This is a genomic window from Pseudomonas anuradhapurensis, assembly GCF_014269225.2.
Classification (GTDB): Bacteria; Pseudomonadota; Gammaproteobacteria; order Pseudomonadales; family Pseudomonadaceae; genus Aquipseudomonas; species Aquipseudomonas anuradhapurensis.
Map to the genome: position 1 here is coordinate 1,399,592 of NZ_CP077097.1, position 17,477 is coordinate 1,417,068.

Consider the following 17,477-nt stretch of genomic DNA (forward strand, 5'->3'; position numbering starts at 1 on the left):
CTGGCACGCAGGTGCCGCTTCGTCAGCGCAGACCATGGTCGCAGTGGCAGGTGGTCGCAGGGTGCAGCTGCAACCTGTGCCGGCGCCTGCGCCTGCTCCTGTTCGAGGGTACCCGCGTGGCAGCCGGCACAGGCATCGTCACCCTCGGCGGGTACCCAGCCAATAGAACACCCCCGCCAGTATCACCGACAACACCAGCAGGTAGAAGATCGCCCCCGGCCACAGCTGCACCAGGGCAAATCCCACCATCACCGGCCCCAGCGCTGCCCCCAGGTTGGACAGGTTCTGCGCGCCGTAATACACCCCGCGCAAGTGCTCCGGTGCGATCAGGTCGATGAACATGTATTCGGCGGGGATGACAATGATTTCGCCCAGGGTGAACACCAGCATCGCCAGGCACCACATCAGCGTCGACCCAGCCAGGGCAAAGCCCAGCAGCCCGGCGATGAACAGGCCCATCCCGGCCAGCAGCCAGGGCATCAGGCGCTGGCGGCTGATGCGTCGGCCGATCAGGTACTGCAAGGCAATCACCGTCACAGCGTTGGTGGTCACCAGGTAACCGACCAGGCGTGCCGCCTCGCCCGGGCTGCTGGTCACCACCAGGTACTGCGACAGGTAGGCAGTGAACTGGCCGAACACCACCGCGCTCAGCACCCCGCCGAGGGTAAAGCACACCAGCCGACGGTCACTGGCCAGGCCCAGAGCCACCTGGCCGAAGCCGGCGCCGGGCTGGTCCGCTGCGCTGGCCTGCAAACCGCGGTCGCCCAGGCGCCAGTAGGCCAGGCTCATGCCCAGGCCAAGCAGGGCCGAGGCGATGAATGGCAGGTGGCCGTCCAGCTCCAGCAGGGCCACGCCCAGCAGCGGCCCGGCAGCGTAGCCGATGTTGCTGAGGGTGTACTTGATGGCGAACACCTCGGCCCGCTCTTCCACTGGCAGCAACGCGCAGAAGCCCGCCTTGGCGGCGATGTCGACCACTGCCAGGGCCAGGTTTATCAGCACCAGGCAAATGAAAAACAGCATCGCTGCGCGGCTGGCAACGGCACCGACGAATGCCAACGCGAACAGCAGCGTGCAAGCGCTGACCAGCGTGTGGTTGCGCAAGGTATCGACCAGGTGGCCGCCATACAGGCTCAACAGCGAGGCGACAATCAGCGCACCGCCGATCAGCAGGCCGATCTGGCTGATCGGCAACTGGAAGTTGTCGGCCAGGTAGACCACCAGGTAGGGCAGGGTGAGGGCGCGAGCGACGGTGAGCGTGAAGGTAGTGAGCAGGAGCAGGCGAACGGTGTGCGGGTAGCGCTTTATGGCGGCGAGCATTGCCACATCCTTGTTGTGCTGATGTATGCCGGGCACAAGCATAAGCAATATCGCGAGGTGCACGCGATCCCGGTAAGCGTGCCTCGAGTTGCCGATCAGCATCGACGGCCCCGGCGACAGGTGGAGCATTGACAGCCCGTCAGCTAAGGGGAATACTCTGGAAAAATTCATATATATGTTTATATAACAAGACGAGAGCGAGACCCATGCACCCACTGACCGGTGATGCTCGACTGCCCCGCTACCAACAACTGCGCGACCATATGGTCGCGCAGATTGCCAACAACCGCTGGCGCCCGGGTGAGGCGATCCCGACCGAAGCAGCCCTGGCCAACGAGTTCGGCATGTCGGTCGGCACCGTGCGCAAGGCTGTCGATGTGCTGGTCGCCGAAGGCGTGCTGGAGCGCCAGCAGGGGCGCGGCACTTTCATCCGCCGGCCGCAGTTCCAGTCTTCGCTCTTCCGTTTCTTCCGCTTCGAAGCCGTCAATGGCGAACGCGTGGTGCCAGAAAGCCGCATCCTTTCCATCGAGCCGCTGGCCGCACCCTCGGCGGTTGCCGAAGCGCTGGGGCTGGCATTGGAAACCGAAGTGATCCGCATCGTCCGTACCCGTCTGCTCGGCGCCCAGCCGGTGCTGGCCGAAGAGATCTGGCTGCCGCGCCAGACCTTCCAGCCGCTGCTCGACGTTGACCTGAACAGCAAGGGCCCGCTGCTATACCCGATCTACGAGGAGCTGTGCGGGCAGCTGGTCGCCTACGCCGAAGAAACCCTGACCGCCGAGGCGGTCGACGCGGTGCATGGCCGCCTGCTGCAACTACCGGTCGATAGCCCGGTGGTGGTGATCGAGCGCCTGGCCCGTGACTACGCCGGCAAGCCATTGGAATGGCGCCGCTCGCGTGGTCATGCGCAGCACTTCCGCTACCGCATCGACATCCGCTAAGCCGGCCGCTTCCCCCGGTTACCCCATCTGCGCCGCGCTGCCACGGCGCAGTAGCTTTGCCTGCGCGGTCGCCAGCGCTTGTGCACGCCCGGCCGTAACACACACAACCAGAAGGATAACAATCATGTTCAGTTGGTATCGTCAGATCACCTCACGGGAGCGCAAGACATTCTGGGCCTGCTTCGGCGGCTGGTCGCTCGATGCGCTGGAAGTGCAGATGTTCGGCCTGGCCATCCCCGCGCTGATTGCCGCGTTCTCCCTGACCAAGGGCGACGCCGGCCTGATCAGCGGCCTGACCCTGGTGACTTCGGCAATCGGCGGCTGGCTGGGCGGCACCCTGTCCGACCGCTACGGCCGCGTGCGCACCTTGCAGTGGATGATTCTCTGGTTCTCGTCCTTCACCTTCCTCTCGGCGTTCGTCACCGGCTTCTACCCACTGCTGTTCGTCAAGGCCATGCAAGGCTTCGGCATCGGTGGCGAATGGGCTGCTGGCGCAGTGCTGATGGCGGAAACCATCAACCCGAAATACCGCGGCAAGGTCATGGGTACAGTACAGAGCGCCTGGGCCGTAGGTTGGGGGCTGGCGGTGGCGCTGTTCACGTTGATCTACTCGCTGGTGCCGCAGGAATTCGCCTGGCGGGTGATGTTCTTCGTCGGCTTGCTGCCGTCGTTGCTGATCATCTGGGTGCGCCGCAACGTGCCTGAGCCGGACAGCTTCCAGCGTTTGCAGAAAGAAAACGCCATCCCCACCAGCTTCTTCCGCTCCATGGCCGGCATCTTCCGCCCGGAACTGCTACGCGTGACCCTGCTCGGCGGCTTGCTTGGCCTGGGTGCCCACGGTGGCTACCACGCGGTGATGACCTGGCTGCCGACCTTCCTCAAGACCGAACGCAACCTTTCGGTGCTGAACTCCGGGGGCTACCTGGCAGTGATCATCGTGGCCTTCTGGTGTGGCTGCGTGGTCAGTGGCCTGCTGATCGACCGCATCGGCCGCCGCAAGAACATCCTGCTGTTCGCCCTGTGCTGCGTGCTGACCGTGCAGGCTTACGTGTTCTTTCCGCTGAGCAACACGCAGATGCTGTTCCTCGGCTTCCCGCTGGGTTTCTTCGCCGCCGGCATCCCGGCCAGCCTGGGCGCGTTCTTCAACGAGCTTTACCCGGCGGAAGTGCGTGGTGCCGGGGTGGGCTTCTGCTACAACTTCGGCCGCGTGCTGTCGGCGGTATTCCCGTTCCTGGTCGGCCACATGAGCGAGTCGATGTCACTGGGCAGTGCCATCGGCATCGACGCCGGTATCGCCTATGGCGTGGCCGTGATCGCCGCCCTGTGCCTGCCGGAGACTCGTGGTCGCAACCTCGAATCCACACCCGCTCCGGAAATGGCCGGCGCGGTCGCCAAGTAACCTGACATTGTCTATATGAGAACCATGCCCGACGCTCCTGCTGCATACCTCACCGCCATCGATAGCCACGCCCATGTCTTCAGCCGCTGGCTGAACCTTGCCAGCGAGCGGCGCTACGCGCCCAGCTACGATGCGCCGCTGGGTGACTACCTGAGCCAGTTGCAGGTTCATGGTTTCAGCCATGGCGTGCTGGTGCAACCCAGCTTCCTCGGTACTGACAACCGCTATCTGCTCAGTGCCCTGCAAACCATGCCGGGGCAGCTGCGCGGGGTGGTGATGCTGGAGCATGACGTCGAGCGTGAGAGCCTGGATGAAATGGCCCGGCTGGGGGTGCGTGGTGTACGCCTGAACCTCATGGGCCAGACGCTGCCTGACTTGACCGACGCCGGATGGCGGCCGTTGCTCGAGCGCATTGGCGAGCAGGGCTGGCATCTGGAGCTGCACCGGCAGATAGCCGATATCCCGGCGTTGGTGCGGGCGCTGCAACCTTATGGCCTGGACATCGTGATCGACCACTTCGGCCGGCCCGATGCCCGCCGTGGGCTGGGGCAACCTGGATTTGCCGAACTGCTGGCCCTGGGAGGGCAGGGCAAGGTGTGGGTGAAGGTTTCGGGCATCTATCGGCTGGAAGGCTCGGCCGAGGAAAATCTGGCGTTTGCCCGTTCGGCACTGTGTGCGCTGGAGGCGCATTATGGTGCGCAGCGCTTGATGTGGGGCAGTGACTGGCCGCATACCCAGCATGAGTCGGCGGTAAGCTTCGGTACTGCTGTCGAACAGTTCGAGGCCTTGGGCTGCTCGGCGCAATTGCGTCGAGCCCTGTTGGGGGATACCGCGCGGGCTTTGTTTGGTTTCGAGTAGGCGGTTGACTGCTACCTCTTGAGCAGTACGGTCCGCGCAGGAGCGGCCTTTTCGCGACACCAGGCCGTTCCTGCAAAAAACCTACAGCGATTCGCAGCTTACAGCCTGAAGTGGCTGATCATCTGCTGTAACTGGCCACCCAGGCGCGCCAGTTCCACGCTGGACGCCGATGTCTGCTGGCTCGCCTCCGCCGTCTGCTCGGAGATATCCCGCACCCTGACCACACTGCGGCTGATCCCTTCAGCCACCGCACTCTGCTGCGCTGATGCTGCGGCAATCTGCTGGTTCATCGACTGGATCCCGGAAACCCGTTGGGTTATCCCTTCCAGCGCCTGCCCCGCCTCGCGCACCAGCGCAACACTGCTCGCAGTCAAGCTCTGGCTTTCTTCCATCAATTCGCTGACCGAACGCGTGCCTTGTTCCAGGCTGCCGATCGCCTGCTCGATCTCCTCGGTAGACGCCTGGGTGCGCTGGGCCAGGCTGCGTACCTCATCTGCCACCACCGCAAAACCACGCCCGGCTTCACCCGCCCGGGCCGCTTCGATGGCAGCATTCAGCGCCAGCAGGTTGGTCTGCTCGGCCACCGCCTTGATCACATCCATGACCTTGCCGATACGCTGGCTTTCGCTGCGCAGCGCATTCATCGCCTCACCGGTGGCGCCTACCTGGTTGGCCAAGCGGTCGATCTGCGCCACCGCGCGGCTGACCACGTTGTCGCCTGCGCGGGCTTCGTCGTCGGTAGCGCTGGCGGCCTGCGAAGCTTCATCGGCATTGCTTGCCACTTCGTGCACGGTGGCGGCCATTTCCTGCATTGCGGTGGCCACCTGGTCGGTTTCGACTTTCTGGTTGTTGGCGCCGGCGCTGGTCTGTTCGGTGATGGCCGACAGCTCTTCGGTAGCGCTGGCAATCTGCGAAATGCCGTCGCGCACGTGGGTAATCAATGCCCGAAGGTTGCCGGTCATGCGCTGCAGTGCGTTCTGCAACTGGCCCACCTCGTCGCGGCGGGTACTGTTCGGCTGTTCGCCGAGGTCGCCCGCAGCCACCTGCTCCATGGCCTTCAGCACCTGGCGCAACGGCGCGCTGACCTGGCGGGCGATCAGTACTGCGGCCAACCCGCCAACCAGCAGGGCGAGCAGGGTGGTGACGATCTGCAGGGTCTTGGCGAACTGGCTGTCCTCGACCACTGACGTAGCCTGGGCATCGAGCAATTGGCCGATCAAGCCATTGAGCGTTTCCACGTCATTGCCCATCGCCGTACGGTAGGCCACCAGCTTGCTCACCTCGCCACGGAATGTTTCCACGGCGTCGGCATAGGCGCGCACCTGTCGGATCAACTGGTCGAATTCCCCGGCGAACTGACCGTTGAATGTGGCTACCAGTCCAGGCAGGTCGTTTACCGTGGTGGCGACCTGCGCGTTCATCAGCTTTTCGGTATCGGTGTTGGTGTTCCCGGTGTAGCCACGCACGTGGTAGCGCAGAAGGATCAGGTTTTCACGAATCTGGTTGATCGCTTCGCTGCGCACAAAACGCAGTTCGGCATCGGGCAGGGCGCGGACCTGCTCGCGAATGCGCTCGATGCTGCTGAACGACTGTGTGGCCAGCACGCCCATGTCCTTCTGTGCGGTGCGCATTTTCTGGTAGGACGCGAAGCTCAGCGCCTGGTTGCCGGCATACGCCTGCAGGGCCTGGTCAGCTTGGCCGAGCAGCGCCAGGTTTTGCGGCTTCACCAACGTGCTGCGCAGTTTGTCCAACGGTTTCTGGAAAGCATCCAGTGCCGCCTGCAGTGCCTTGCCTTCGTTTTCGTCGCCGTTAGCCATGGCATGGCGCAGGCGCGCTACGCGTAAGTCGCCCAGTGCATCGTTGAGGGCGGATACATCGCTGACCACTTGGCTGCGGCGCACCAGGCTGCCCAGCGCGTCCCAGCCAATCAGCGACTGGGCTAAGGTCAGGCACAGCACCAGACCGAAACCGAGGAAGAGCTTATTGGCGATTCTCAGGTCGCCGAACCAGGTAAACATAAACTGCTGAGCCCCTTTCTTGTGTATTGGAGGAGACCGGAGGTCTGTTTTTTCTGTCGGATATAGTCATCTATATGAATTGTCGGCGGGTGCGACGCAACCTTGATCGTGCAGCGCAAAAATAATGGCACTTGGCTATGTTTAGCCGGCGCTTGCCAGCCAACCCATTTCCCATGCAGATTTGTGGCTTGCCGCGCCTGGCAAGCCTCCAATCGAAAAGCCCTCAGGACCAAGGACGATGAGTCATTCCTCGCAATTCACCTTGCTCGGCAAGCGGCGTTTCCTGCCGTTCTTCATCACCCAGTCGCTGGGTGCGTTCAACGACAACCTGTTCAAGCAGTCGCTGATCCTGGCGATCCTGTTCAAGCTCAGCCTGGGCGACGGCGACCGTTCGATCTGGGTCAACCTGTGCGCCTTGCTGTTCATCCTGCCGTTCTTCCTGTTCTCGGCGCTGGGTGGGCAGTTTGGCGAGAAGTTCGCCAAGGACGCGCTGATCCGCGCGATCAAGCTGGCCGAGATCGCCATCATGGCGGTCGGCGCGCTCGGCTTCATCACCAACCACCTGGCGCTGATGCTGGTGGCGCTGTTCGGCATGGGCACGCATTCGGCGCTGTTCGGCCCGGTGAAATACTCGATCCTGCCGCAAGCCTTGCGCGAAGAAGAACTGGTCGGCGGCAACGGGCTGGTGGAAACCGGTACCTTCCTGGCCATCCTCGCCGGCACCATCGGCGCCGGGGTGATGATGTCGGCCGACAGCTATGCCACGGTGGTGGCCGGCGGCGTGGTCGGCACGGCGCTGCTGGGCTACCTGGCCAGCCGCTGGATCCCGCGGGCTGCCGCCGCTTCGCCGCAAATGCCACTGGACTGGAACATCTTCAGGCAGTCCTGGGCGATCCTGCGCATGGGCCTGGGCCAGCCGCCGGCGGTGTCGCGGTCGATCGTCGGCAACTCGTGGTTCTGGTTCGTCGGGGCCATCTACCTTACCCAGATCCCGGCCTATGCCAAGGACTGGCTGCACGGTGACGGTACGGTGGTGACCCTGGTGCTGACCCTGTTCTCGGTCGGCATCGCCCTGGGCTCGCTGCTGTGCGAGCGGCTGAGCGGGCGCAAGGTGGAAATCGGCCTGGTGCCGTTCGGCTCGTTCGGCCTGAGCCTGTTCGGCCTGCTGTGGTGGTGGCACTCCGGCGATGTGCCAGCTGCCGCGACGGCGCACGACTGGCTGGCGCTGCTGGGCATGGGCCAGGCCTGGTGGATCCTGCTGTCGATCGTCGGCCTTGGCGTGTTCGGTGGCTTCTATATCGTGCCGCTGTATGCGCTGATCCAGGCGCGCACTGCCGAAGACCAGCGTGCCCGGGTGATCGCCGCCAACAACATTCTCAATGCCTTGTTCATGGTGGTATCGGCGCTGCTCACCATTGCCCTGCTGGGCCTGGCCAAGCTGACCATCCCGCAGCTGTTCCTGGTGGTGTCGCTGCTCAATATCGCGGTGAACGTGTATATCTTCAGGATCGTGCCCGAGTTCACCATGCGCTTCCTGATCTGGCTGCTCAGCCATTCGATGTACCGCGTGCAGCACCGCGGCCTCGAGCGCATTCCCGAGCAAGGTGCGGCATTGCTGGTGTGCAACCACGTGTCGTTCGTCGACGCGCTGCTGCTCGGTGGGGCGATCCGTCGGCCGATCCGCTTTGTCATGTACTACAAGATCTACAACCTGCCAGTGCTCAACTTCGTGTTCCGCACCGCAGGTGCCATCCCGATTGCCGGGCGCAACGAAGACCTGGCCACCTACGAGCGCGCCTTCAGCCGGATTGCCGAGTACCTGGCGGATGGCGAGCTGGTGTGCATCTTCCCGGAGGGCAAGCTGACCGGGGATGGTGAAATCGATGTGTTCAAGGGCGGCGTCAACCGCATCCTCGCAGAAACACCGGTACCGGTGATTCCGCTGGCCTTGCAGGGGCTGTGGGGCAGCTTCTTCAGCCGTGACCCGGGCAAGGGCTTTTTCAAGCGCCTGTGGTCACGGGTAACCATCGTGGCAGGCGCCGCCATCCCGGTGGAGGCCGCGCAACCAGAAGCGTTGCGTGAGCAGGTCAGCCGCCTGCGCGGCGACCTGCGCTAGTGGCGGGTGTCAGCTGGCGCTGACTTTCAGGCCGACCAGGCCGGCAATGATCAGCGCCACGCTGACCAGGCGTACCAGGGCCATCGACTCGCCGAACAGGAGGATGCCGGCGATCACCGTGCCGACCGCGCCGACGCCGGTCCAGATGGCGTAGGCGGTGCCCAGCGGCAGTTCCTTCATGGCCAGGCCCAGCAAGCCCAGGCTGATGGCCATGGCGGCGACGGTGAGTACGGTGGGAAGCGGCTTGCTGAAGCCATCGGTGTATTTCAGGCCGACCGCCCAACCAACCTCGAACAGGCCGGCGAAGAACAGGATGATCCAGGACATGGTGCGTCTCCATCGTTGCGAAGGATGGGGCCGTCCCCGGGATGATCACGCGCTGCGTCGTGAGGTCGTCCTCACAGTGGGCACCATGGTGCACGCAGACAGTTCTCTGGGCAAGCCTGCGCTGGGCCTCTTCGCGCGGATACCTGCGAAGCGGCCCAGCGCGGGCAGCATCAATGCCTGGCAGGCTCCCCAGCTTCAGCTTCAGCTTCAGCTTCAGCCACAGGCTCACCCATGCGCCGGAACCAGGTCGACAGCAGCGCCCCGGAAATATTGTGCCAAACACTGAACAACGCGCTCGGCACCGCCGCCAATGGCGAGAAATGCGCCGCTGCCAGGGCCGCGCCCAAGCCGGAGTTCTGCATGCCTACCTCCAGCGCCAGCGCCTTGCGCTGGGCCAGCGGCAGCTTGCACAGCTTGCCGGTCAGGTAACCGAGCAAATAACCGAAGCTGTTGTGCAGCATTACCACGGCCATGATCAGCAACCCGGACTCGGCGATTTTCGCCTGGCTGGCCGCCACCACTGCGCAGACGATCATCACGATGCTGACCACCGACACCAGCGGCAGCACCTGCACCGCCGCCTGCACCTTGCTGCCGAGCAGGCGCTGGGCCAGCACGCCGAGCACGATCGGCAGCATCACCAGCTGCAGGATCGACCAGAACATGTCCATGAAGGATACCGGCAGCCAGGCCGAGGCGAGGAACCAGATCAGTGCCGGGGTCAGCAGCGGCGCGAGCAGGGTAGTCACTCCGGCAATCGCCACCGCCAACGCCAGGTCACCCCGTGACAGCCAGACCATCACGTTCGACGCCGTGCCGCTCGGGCAGCAGCCGACCAGGATCACGCCTACGGCGATTTCCGGCGGCAGCTGGAACAGCTGGCACAGGAGCCAGGCCATGCCCGGCATGATCACGAAGTGCGCGACCACGCCCAGCATCACCCGCCAGGGCTGACGGGCGAGGGCGGCAAAATCGTCGAGCTTGAGGGTGAGGCCCATGCCGAACATCACCAGGCCCAGCAGCGGCACGATGGCCACCTTGAGGGCGACGAACCATTGTGGCTGCAGGAAGGCCAGCACGGCGAATACCAGTACCCACAGGGCGAAGGTGTTGCCGACGAAGCGGCTGAGGGCGGCGAGGGCACGCATGGGGCAAGTCCTTTTTGTTATGGCTTTGTAATTTCAAGGGCGCAATCGCCGGCAAGCCAGCTGCCACAGGTACGGCCCAATATCAGACCTGTGCCGTACCTGTGGCAGCTGGCTTGCCGGCGCTTGGGCCGGTGCTGTCCGAGGATCTTCCCCATGCCAGCACCGGCATTCCATGGCCGTCAGACCCCTTGCGGAATCTCCTCGCCACCCAGCGCCTCGAACAGCGCCGGCAGGAACTCGGCAAAGGTCATCATCATCAGCTGGAAGCTGGCGTCGAACTGCTGTGCAGCTTCATCGCCGCCATCCTGTTCGGCCTGCTCCTGCAGCAGCTCCTCGAACTTCACGCGCTTGATCACCATCTTGTCGTCCAGCACGAACGACAGCTTGTCCTGCCAGGCCAGGGCCAGCTGGGTGACCACCTTGCCGGTGCTCAGGTGCAGCTGGATTTCCTCGCCGGTCAGGTCCTGGCGCTTGCAGCGCACGATGCCACCGTCTTCGGCGGTGTCGCGCAGTTCGCATTCGTCCAGCACGTAGAAGCCTTCGGCGGCCTGCTGCGACTTGACCCAGTCGGTCATGGTGGCGGTTGGCGCGATCTTCACCGTGGCCGGGCGCACGGGCAGCGAGCCCATCACTTCGCGCAGGGTCGACAGCAGGTCTTCGGCACGCTTGGCGCTGGCCGAGTTGACCAGGATCAGCCCCAGGCGCGGGGCGATGGCGGCGAAGATCATCGAGCGGCGGATGAATGCGCGCGGCAGGAAGGCCTGGATGATCTCGTCCTTGATCTGGTCGCGTTCCTTCTTGTAGACCTTGCGCATCTGCTCGGTCTCGATCTCTTCGACCTTTTCCTTGACCGCGTCATTGACCACGCTGCTGGGCAGGATGCGTTCTTCCTTGCGCGCGGCAATCAGCAGGTACTCGCCGCTGACATGCACCAGGGGAGCGTCTTCGCCCTTGCCGAATGGCGCGACGAAACCATAGGTGGTCAGCTCCTGGCTGGCGCAGGGGCGGGCCGGCTTGCTGGCCAGGGCCGCTTCCAGCGCTTCAGGCTCGAACGGGACTTCCTGGGTCAGGCGGTAGGTCAGCAGGTTCTTGAACCACATGAGGGGCAATCTCTCCTTAATGCATAAGGCGGGCATTATTCTCCGAGCGGTGCTCCGAGGCCAACCCTGTCAGAGGGCCAGCAGCTATCTGCATGCCAGGAAAATGCCCGGCAGCGCTAGGTCTTTGAAAGATCTGGAATTTTTTTTGAAAAAAGTTCAAAAAACGCTTGCCAGGGTAGCAAGCCGTCCGTAGAATGCGCGCCACACCGAGACGAAGGGTGATTAGCTCAGCCGGGAGAGCATCTGCCTTACAAGCAGAGGGTCGGCGGTTCGATCCCGTCATCACCCACCACTCGATGTTTAGCGCAGCGGTAGTTCAGTCGGTTAGAATACCGGCCTGTCACGCCGGGGGTCGCGGGTTCGAGTCCCGTCCGCTGCGCCATATTCCGCTTCCAGGGCCTACTGAACACCCGGAAGCAACAGAGAAAGCGACCTTAGGGTCGCTTTTTTTGTGTCTGTTTTTTGGTGTTTATCGAAATTTGCAAAAAAATCGATAAGTGCTTGCCACAGCGCGAAGTCGTCCGTAGAATGCGCGCCACACCGAGACACATGGGTGATTAGCTCAGCCGGGAGAGCATCTGCCTTACAAGCAGAGGGTCGGCGGTTCGATCCCGTCATCACCCACCACTCGATGTTTAGCGCAGCGGTAGTTCAGTCGGTTAGAATACCGGCCTGTCACGCCGGGGGTCGCGGGTTCGAGTCCCGTCCGCTGCGCCATATTCCACTTCCAGGGCCTACTGAACACCCGGAAGTCACAAAGAAAGCGACCTTCGGGTCGCTTTTTTTGTTTCTGCGCTTCTACAGCGCCTTTACCGGAATGCAGATGTCGCAGCTGAACTCACCGGTTTGCGGGTTGAATGCCGTAGCGGCGTAAAATCTTTCAAAGCACGGGCGGTCGTCACACTGCAGGCCGTTGGACGGCATCCACTCGCGAAGCAGCCGCGTCCAGGCGTCAGCGATGTTTTCCACCCTCCCTTTGAAGCTCGACAGCGCATAGCGCCCTCCCGGCAGGGTCTGGATGTCTGCCTGACCGCTGCTGACGAAATCGGCTGGCACCTCGACGCAAGCGTCATAACGGCACTTGTCGGCGGGCGTGATGGACGGGTCGTCATGACCGATACCGTAGCAAACGCCTTCGCTGAAACCGTGCGAGTACATCCAGGGCGTCATCTTGTTGCGCCAGAACTCGCCGATGGCGGGGCCGTAGGGGCCGATCAGGCGCTGGTAGGCCACGCGCGTTGCCGGTAAATCGATGATGCGTACATTCATGGCGGGATCCTTTGCCAATGGACAGGAGACGACAGCATCAGCGAATGCGCCCTGGTGTGCCTGATCCACATTGCTCGCAACCTGATCAGGATTGCTCTCTCCATCAGCGCGATGCTGGCCAATGGCTGCAACCAGCGCTGCTGCTCGCTGCGGAGCATTGGCCCGCCAGTCCGATGGCGTACAGCCAAACCTGAGCTTGAAGGCCCGTGCAAATGCCTCAGCCGAATTGAAGCCAGAAGCCAGGGCGGTCTCCAGCACTGTTTCATGGCTGCTGGCGGAAAGGCGCAGGGCTGCATTCTCCAGCCGTCTGCGCCGGATGTAGTTGCCCAGGGTCTCGCCCATCCAGGCAGCGAAGAGCCGATGGAAATGAAAACGTGAAAAATTGGCGACGTCGGCGAGTGCTGCGCCATCCAAAGGTTGCTCCAGGTGAGCATCGATATAGTTGAGCACGCGATTCATGCGTCGTGTGTACTCAGCGCGTGATGCCTGAGCGGCGGGGGCGGTCGTCATGGCGCAAACACTAGCCTCGGATTGGAAAAGTAGCGGCTCACGGGTTGCAGCGCAGTAGAACGCTTCCAGCGTTGCAAAAGCTAGTCTACCCGCTGCCATCAGCATGAATGTGCTCCAGCATGGCGCCAGGATGCCCGCGCGTGCCATTGCATGGTGCGCCACCAGTGCCGGCATCTTCGCCGCCCAGCCCACCCCCACAGTGCTGCTGCGCCCCCAGGCCTTGCGAAATCCTGGGGCGCGCCGGCATGCCCGCGAAAGGGCGGCACAGCTGGCCCACAAATTGCTGTTTCCCCTCCATCCTGGGCTATCAACGTCGACAGCCCGCAACATTTCACGACAAAGGCGCCGTGTTGCCCCGCTTGCCAAGCAAGCCGGGCAGCCGGCGCCTTTTTGCGTTCCAACAGGAGCCCGCCCCATGGCCAACAGCGAAGTACGCAGCGTCTGTCCCTATTGCGGCGTTGGTTGCGGCATCGTCATGAGCGTTGTCGATGGCAAGGTCGCCAAGATCAGCGGCGACAAGCAGCACCCCAGCAATTTCGGCCGCCTGTGCACCAAGGGCCTTACCGCACACCTGCCGCTGAGCGCCGCCGGGCGCCTGGCCGACGCCTATGTACGCCAGCAGCGCAACCAGCAGCCGGCACGTACCGGCATCGACCAGGCCATTGCCGAGGCCGCCGCACGCCTGCGCGGCATCCTCGACCGGCACGGCCCCGATGCCGTGGCGCTGTACGTGTCCGGGCAGATGTCGCTGGAAGCCCAGTACCTGGCCAACAAGCTGGCCAAGGGCTTCATCCGCACCCGTCATATCGAGTCCAACTCACGCCTGTGCATGGCCAGCGCCAGCAGTGGCTACAAGCTCTCGCTCGGCGCCGATGGCCCGCCCGGCAGCTACCAGGATTTCGACCACGCTGATGTGTTCCTGGTGATCGGCGCCAACATGGCTGACTGCCACCCGATCCTGTTCCTGCGCCTGCTCGACCGGGTCAAGGCGGGCGCCAAGCTGATTGTCGTCGACCCGCGGCGCAGTGCCACCGCCGACAAGGCCGACCTGTTCCTGCAGGTGCGCCCCGGCACTGACCTGGCCTTGCTCAACGGGCTGCTGCACCTGCTGCAGCGCAACGGCCATACCGACCCCGATTTCATCGCCCGCCATACCGAAGGCTGGGACGAACTGGTCGGCTTTCTCGACGACTACACCCCGCAACGCGTGGCCGCCATCACCGGCTTGGCCGAGGCCGACCTCATCAAGGCTGCCGAATGGATCGGTACCGCCAACAACTGGATGAGTTGCTGGACCATGGGCCTGAACCAGAGCATTCACGGCACCTGGCACAGCAACGCGCTGTGCAACCTGCACCTGGCCACCGGTGCCATCTGCCGCCTCGGCAGCGGGCCGTTCTCGCTGACCGGCCAGCCGAATGCCATGGGTGGCCGCGAGATGGGCTACATGGGCGCCGGGCTACCGGGCCAGCGCTCGGCGCTGGTAGCGGCAGACCGGGCCTTCGTCGAGCGGCAATGGGGCCTGGCGCCTGGCAGCCTGCGGGTAGAGGAAGGCGAGGGCACCATCGCCCTGTACCAGCAGATGAAGGCGGGGGAAGTCAAAGCCTGCTGGATCATCTGCAGCAACCCGGTGGCCAGCGTCGCCAATCGCCAGCAAGTGATCGAGGGCTTGCGCCAGGCCGAACTGGTGATCGCCCAGGACGCCTTTCTCGACACTGAAACCAACCGCTATGCCGACATCCTCCTGCCAGCCGCGCTGTGGGCCGAAGGCGAGGGCGTGATGATCAACAGCGAGCGCAACCTGACCCTGATGCCGCGCGCTGTCGCGCCACCCGGGCAGAGCCTGGCGGATTGGCGGATCATTGCCCGGGTCGCCTGCGCCATGGGCTACGCCGAGGCCTTCGACTACCCCGATGCCGAAGCGGTGTACGAAGAGATCCGCCGCTTCCACAACCCCGCAACCGGCTACGACCTGCGTGGCATCGGTTATGCCGAACTGCGCGAGCAACCGCGCCAGTGGCCCTGCGCGCCAGGCCGCGACAACCCGCGCAGCCCGTTACGCTACTGCAACGATGGCAGCAGCCAGGCGCTGGTGCACGATGCCCACGGCGAACGCCCGGCACTGGCCTTTGCCACCAGCAGCGGCAAGGCGCGCTTCTTCGCCCGGCCCTGGCTGCCAGCGGCGGAATTGCCCGATGCTGATTACCCCATGGTACTGAATACCGGCCGTGTGCAGCATCAGTGGCACACCCTGACCAAGACCGGCAAGGTGCCGGCGCTGAACAAACTCGAGCCTGGCCCTTTCGTCGAGCTCCACCGCGAAGATGCCGCGCGGCTGGGCATCACCGAAAACGACCAGGTCGCCATCCGCTCGCGCCGGGGGCAAGCCGTGCTGCCTGCGCGTATCAGCGACCGGGTGATGCCGGGCAACTGCTTTGCGCCGTTTCACTGGAACGACCTGGTTGGCGATCAGTTGGCGATCAATGCCGTCACCTGCGATGCGGTCGATCCACTGTCGTTGCAGCCGGCGTTCAAGCATTGTGCCGTGCAGCTGGAGCGGGCCGCCGGTGAACGCATCGAGGCGCTTGAACTGGACACTGCCATTGCGCAGCCAGCCTGCAGGCCGACCGCCGTCCTGGCCCGTGTGCTTGGCCTGGACACGCTGCCAGTGCCGGTGCTGGCCGAGGAACAACGCCACTATCTGCAAGGCTTCCTGCTGGGCCTGGAGCAGGCCGCTAGCGAGGCTGTGCCGTGCCTGCCAGCCAGTGCACCGCTGGCCGGCAACAGTCGGCTGTTCGTCGATGGCTTGCTGGCCGGGCTGTTCGCCCAGCCTGCGCCAGGGCACCAAGCCACGCTGGCAGCCCCTCGCCACCAGGTACTCTGGGCCTCGCAGACCGGCAATGGCGAGCGGCTGGCCGAGCGTTGTGCCGAGCGCCTGCGCGCTGCTGGCCTCGCTGTGCAGCTCGATTGCATGGATGCGGTCAGCCCACATCAACTGCAAGGCGCTGCCAGCGTGGTGTTGATTGCCAGTACCTTCGGCGATGGCGATGCGCCGGATAGCGCAGCGGCGTTCTGGCGTGCCTTGCAAGGCGAGGAGGGCGCCCATTGTGCCGAACTGCCCTATGCCGTGCTGGCCCTGGGCGATTCCAGTTACCAGCAGTTTTGCGGTTTTGGCCGCAAGCTCGACCAGCGCCTGGCCGAGCTGGGTGGGCGACGCCTGCTGCCACGGGTCGATTGCGAGCCGGATTACGACGATGCCTTCGCTGCCTGGCTCGATGCGCTGCTGCCAACCCTGGGCAGTGTCGCTGCGCCGCAGCCGCGCAGCGAAGCCGCACCGGCGGTGGCCTGCAGCAAGCAGCAACCCTGGGCTGCTAGCGTGCTGGAGAACCGCCTGCTCAACGGCGCGGGCGCCAGCAAGGAAACCCGTCAGCTGGTGTTCGACCTGAGCGGTAGCGGCTTGAGCTATGCCCCGGGTGATGCCCTGGGGGTGTGGCCGCGCAACTGCCCGGCTCTGGTCGACGAACTGCTGGCGCTGATGCAGCTCGATGGCCAGGCCATGATCGAGCTGAAAAACCAGCCTCCCATGCCGTTGATAGAAGCCCTGCAAGCGCACCTGGAAATCGCCAAGGTCACCCCGCAACAGTTGCAGGTGTTTGCCGGCAATGCCCCGGACCTGCAGCGGCTGCTGCAGCCCGAGTGCAAGGCCGAGCTGCAGGACTGGCTGTGGGGTCGGCAACTGGTCGATGTGTTGCATGCCTTCCCGCAGCAACTGCCGCTGGCCAGCTGGCTCGAGCTGCTCAAACCGCTGCAGCCGCGGTTGTACTCGATCAGCTCCAGCCCGCTGGCGCACCCTGGGCAAGTGCACCTGACCGTGTCCACGGTGCGCTATGGCTCACGCAAAGGCGTGTGCTCAAGCTTCCTTGCCGACCGCGCGCAGTCACTGAAGGTGGCGATCTTCCCGCAGGTGTCGAAGCACTTCCGGTTGCCCGAGGACGACAGTGTGCCGCTGATCATGGTCGGCCCCGGCACCGGCATTGCGCCGTTCCGGGCCTTCCTCGAGGAACGTGAGGCGCGCGGAGCCAAAGGCGCCAACTGGCTGTTCTTCGGTGAACAGTACGCGGCCACCGATTTCTATTACCGGGAGCAGTTGCTGGCCTGGCAGACCACAGGGCACTTGCGCCTGGACACGGCCTTCTCGCGGGACCAGGCGCAGAAAATCTATGTGCAGCAGCGCATGCTGGAGCGCGGCGCGGAGCTCTGGCAGTGGCTGCAGGCGGGGGCTTACTTCTATGTGTGCGGTGATGCGCAGCGCATGGCCAGGGATGTGGAGGCGGCGTTGCGGGTGATCGTGGCCGAGCATGGGGGCATGGATGCGGCGGCAGCTGCGGCTTATGTCGAGGCGCTGGGCAAGGCCAAGCGGTATCGGCGGGATGTGTATTGAATGCGCCAAGATGGGGAGTGATGCACTTGGAATGTG

Annotated in this window: 11 protein-coding genes, 4 tRNA genes and 1 pseudogene; 9 read left to right on the forward strand and 7 right to left on the reverse strand. The window is 64.0% G+C overall.

All coding sequences use genetic code 11. The features are described 5' to 3' along the window. Positions 1 to 138: 138 nt before the first annotated feature. Positions 139 to 1,317, reverse strand: a complete 1,179-nt coding sequence (locus tag HU763_RS06410; RefSeq protein ID WP_186689590.1) for an MFS transporter — start codon at positions 1,315 to 1,317, stop codon at positions 139 to 141. 206 nt (positions 1,318 to 1,523) lie between these two features. On the opposite strand from HU763_RS06410, the gene HU763_RS06415 reads away from it, so the two are divergent. From HU763_RS06415 to HU763_RS06425, 3 genes are all read left to right on the forward strand, one after another. Further along, entirely contained in the window at positions 1,524 to 2,255 is a 732-nt protein-coding gene (locus HU763_RS06415) for a GntR family transcriptional regulator (protein ID WP_186689588.1), read from the forward strand. A 124-nt stretch (positions 2,256 to 2,379) separates the two neighbouring features. Beyond that, positions 2,380 to 3,654: an MFS transporter gene (locus HU763_RS06420; RefSeq protein ID WP_186689586.1), complete on the forward strand. Its 1,275-nt coding sequence runs from the start codon at positions 2,380 to 2,382 to the stop codon at positions 3,652 to 3,654. 24 nt (positions 3,655 to 3,678) lie between these two features. Further along, positions 3,679 to 4,512 (forward strand): amidohydrolase family protein, encoded by an 834-nt coding sequence (locus tag HU763_RS06425; RefSeq protein WP_186689583.1) that lies wholly within the window; start codon positions 3,679 to 3,681, stop codon positions 4,510 to 4,512. Positions 4,513 to 4,610: 98 nt separating this feature from the next. Here the strand turns inward: HU763_RS06425 and HU763_RS24995 are convergent, their stop codons facing one another. Both HU763_RS24995 and HU763_RS25000 read right to left on the reverse strand, forming a co-directional pair. Further along, positions 4,611 to 5,474, reverse strand: coding sequence for a methyl-accepting chemotaxis protein (locus HU763_RS24995; RefSeq protein ID WP_372241563.1), 864 nt, complete (start codon positions 5,472 to 5,474; stop codon positions 4,611 to 4,613). After that, positions 5,466 to 6,530 (reverse strand): annotated as a pseudogene (locus tag HU763_RS25000) (methyl-accepting chemotaxis protein); the annotation flags it as partial. The gene HU763_RS24995 and the pseudogene HU763_RS25000, both read right to left, overlap by 9 nt. A 238-nt stretch (positions 6,531 to 6,768) precedes the next feature. On the opposite strand from HU763_RS25000, the gene HU763_RS06435 reads away from it, so the two are divergent. Beyond that, entirely contained in the window at positions 6,769 to 8,646 is a 1,878-nt protein-coding gene (locus HU763_RS06435) for a 1-acyl-sn-glycerol-3-phosphate acyltransferase (protein ID WP_186689579.1), read from the forward strand. A gap of 9 nt (positions 8,647 to 8,655) precedes the next feature. On the opposite strand, the gene sugE is transcribed toward HU763_RS06435, so the two are convergent. From sugE to rdgC, 3 genes are all read right to left on the reverse strand, one after another. Then, positions 8,656 to 8,973: a quaternary ammonium compound efflux SMR transporter SugE gene (gene sugE / locus HU763_RS06440; RefSeq protein ID WP_170028748.1), complete on the reverse strand. Its 318-nt coding sequence runs from the start codon at positions 8,971 to 8,973 to the stop codon at positions 8,656 to 8,658. A 170-nt stretch (positions 8,974 to 9,143) separates the two neighbouring features. Next, positions 9,144 to 10,121 carry a bile acid:sodium symporter family protein gene (locus tag HU763_RS06445; RefSeq protein ID WP_186689577.1) on the reverse strand — a complete coding sequence of 326 codons (978 nt, stop codon included), beginning with the start codon at positions 10,119 to 10,121 and terminating at the stop codon, positions 9,144 to 9,146. Positions 10,122 to 10,300: 179 nt separating this feature from the next. Continuing rightward, positions 10,301 to 11,221, reverse strand: coding sequence for a recombination-associated protein RdgC (rdgC, locus tag HU763_RS06450; protein ID WP_170028750.1), 921 nt, complete (start codon positions 11,219 to 11,221; stop codon positions 10,301 to 10,303). A gap of 216 nt (positions 11,222 to 11,437) precedes the next feature. Between rdgC and HU763_RS06455 the strand changes: the two genes are divergently transcribed. From HU763_RS06455 to HU763_RS06470, 4 genes are all read left to right on the forward strand, one after another. Then, a tRNA-Val gene (locus HU763_RS06455) sits at positions 11,438 to 11,513 on the forward strand. Positions 11,514 to 11,526: 13 nt separating this feature from the next. Beyond that, positions 11,527 to 11,603: transfer RNA gene (locus tag HU763_RS06460), tRNA-Asp, on the forward strand. A gap of 169 nt (positions 11,604 to 11,772) precedes the next feature. Next, positions 11,773 to 11,848 (forward strand) — tRNA-Val (locus tag HU763_RS06465). Positions 11,849 to 11,861: 13 nt separating this feature from the next. Further along, positions 11,862 to 11,938, forward strand: a tRNA-Asp gene (locus HU763_RS06470). A gap of 81 nt (positions 11,939 to 12,019) precedes the next feature. Here the strand turns inward: HU763_RS06470 and HU763_RS06475 are convergent. Beyond that, positions 12,020 to 13,105, reverse strand: a complete 1,086-nt coding sequence (locus tag HU763_RS06475) for an AraC family transcriptional regulator (RefSeq protein WP_338052984.1) — start codon at positions 13,103 to 13,105, stop codon at positions 12,020 to 12,022. A gap of 310 nt (positions 13,106 to 13,415) precedes the next feature. Here HU763_RS06475 and HU763_RS06480 point away from each other — a divergent pair, with 310 nt between their 5' ends. Beyond that, positions 13,416 to 17,441, forward strand: coding sequence for a bifunctional nitrate reductase/sulfite reductase flavoprotein subunit alpha (locus HU763_RS06480; protein ID WP_186689576.1), 4,026 nt, complete (start codon positions 13,416 to 13,418; stop codon positions 17,439 to 17,441). The last annotated feature ends 36 nt before the right edge of the window (positions 17,442 to 17,477 follow it).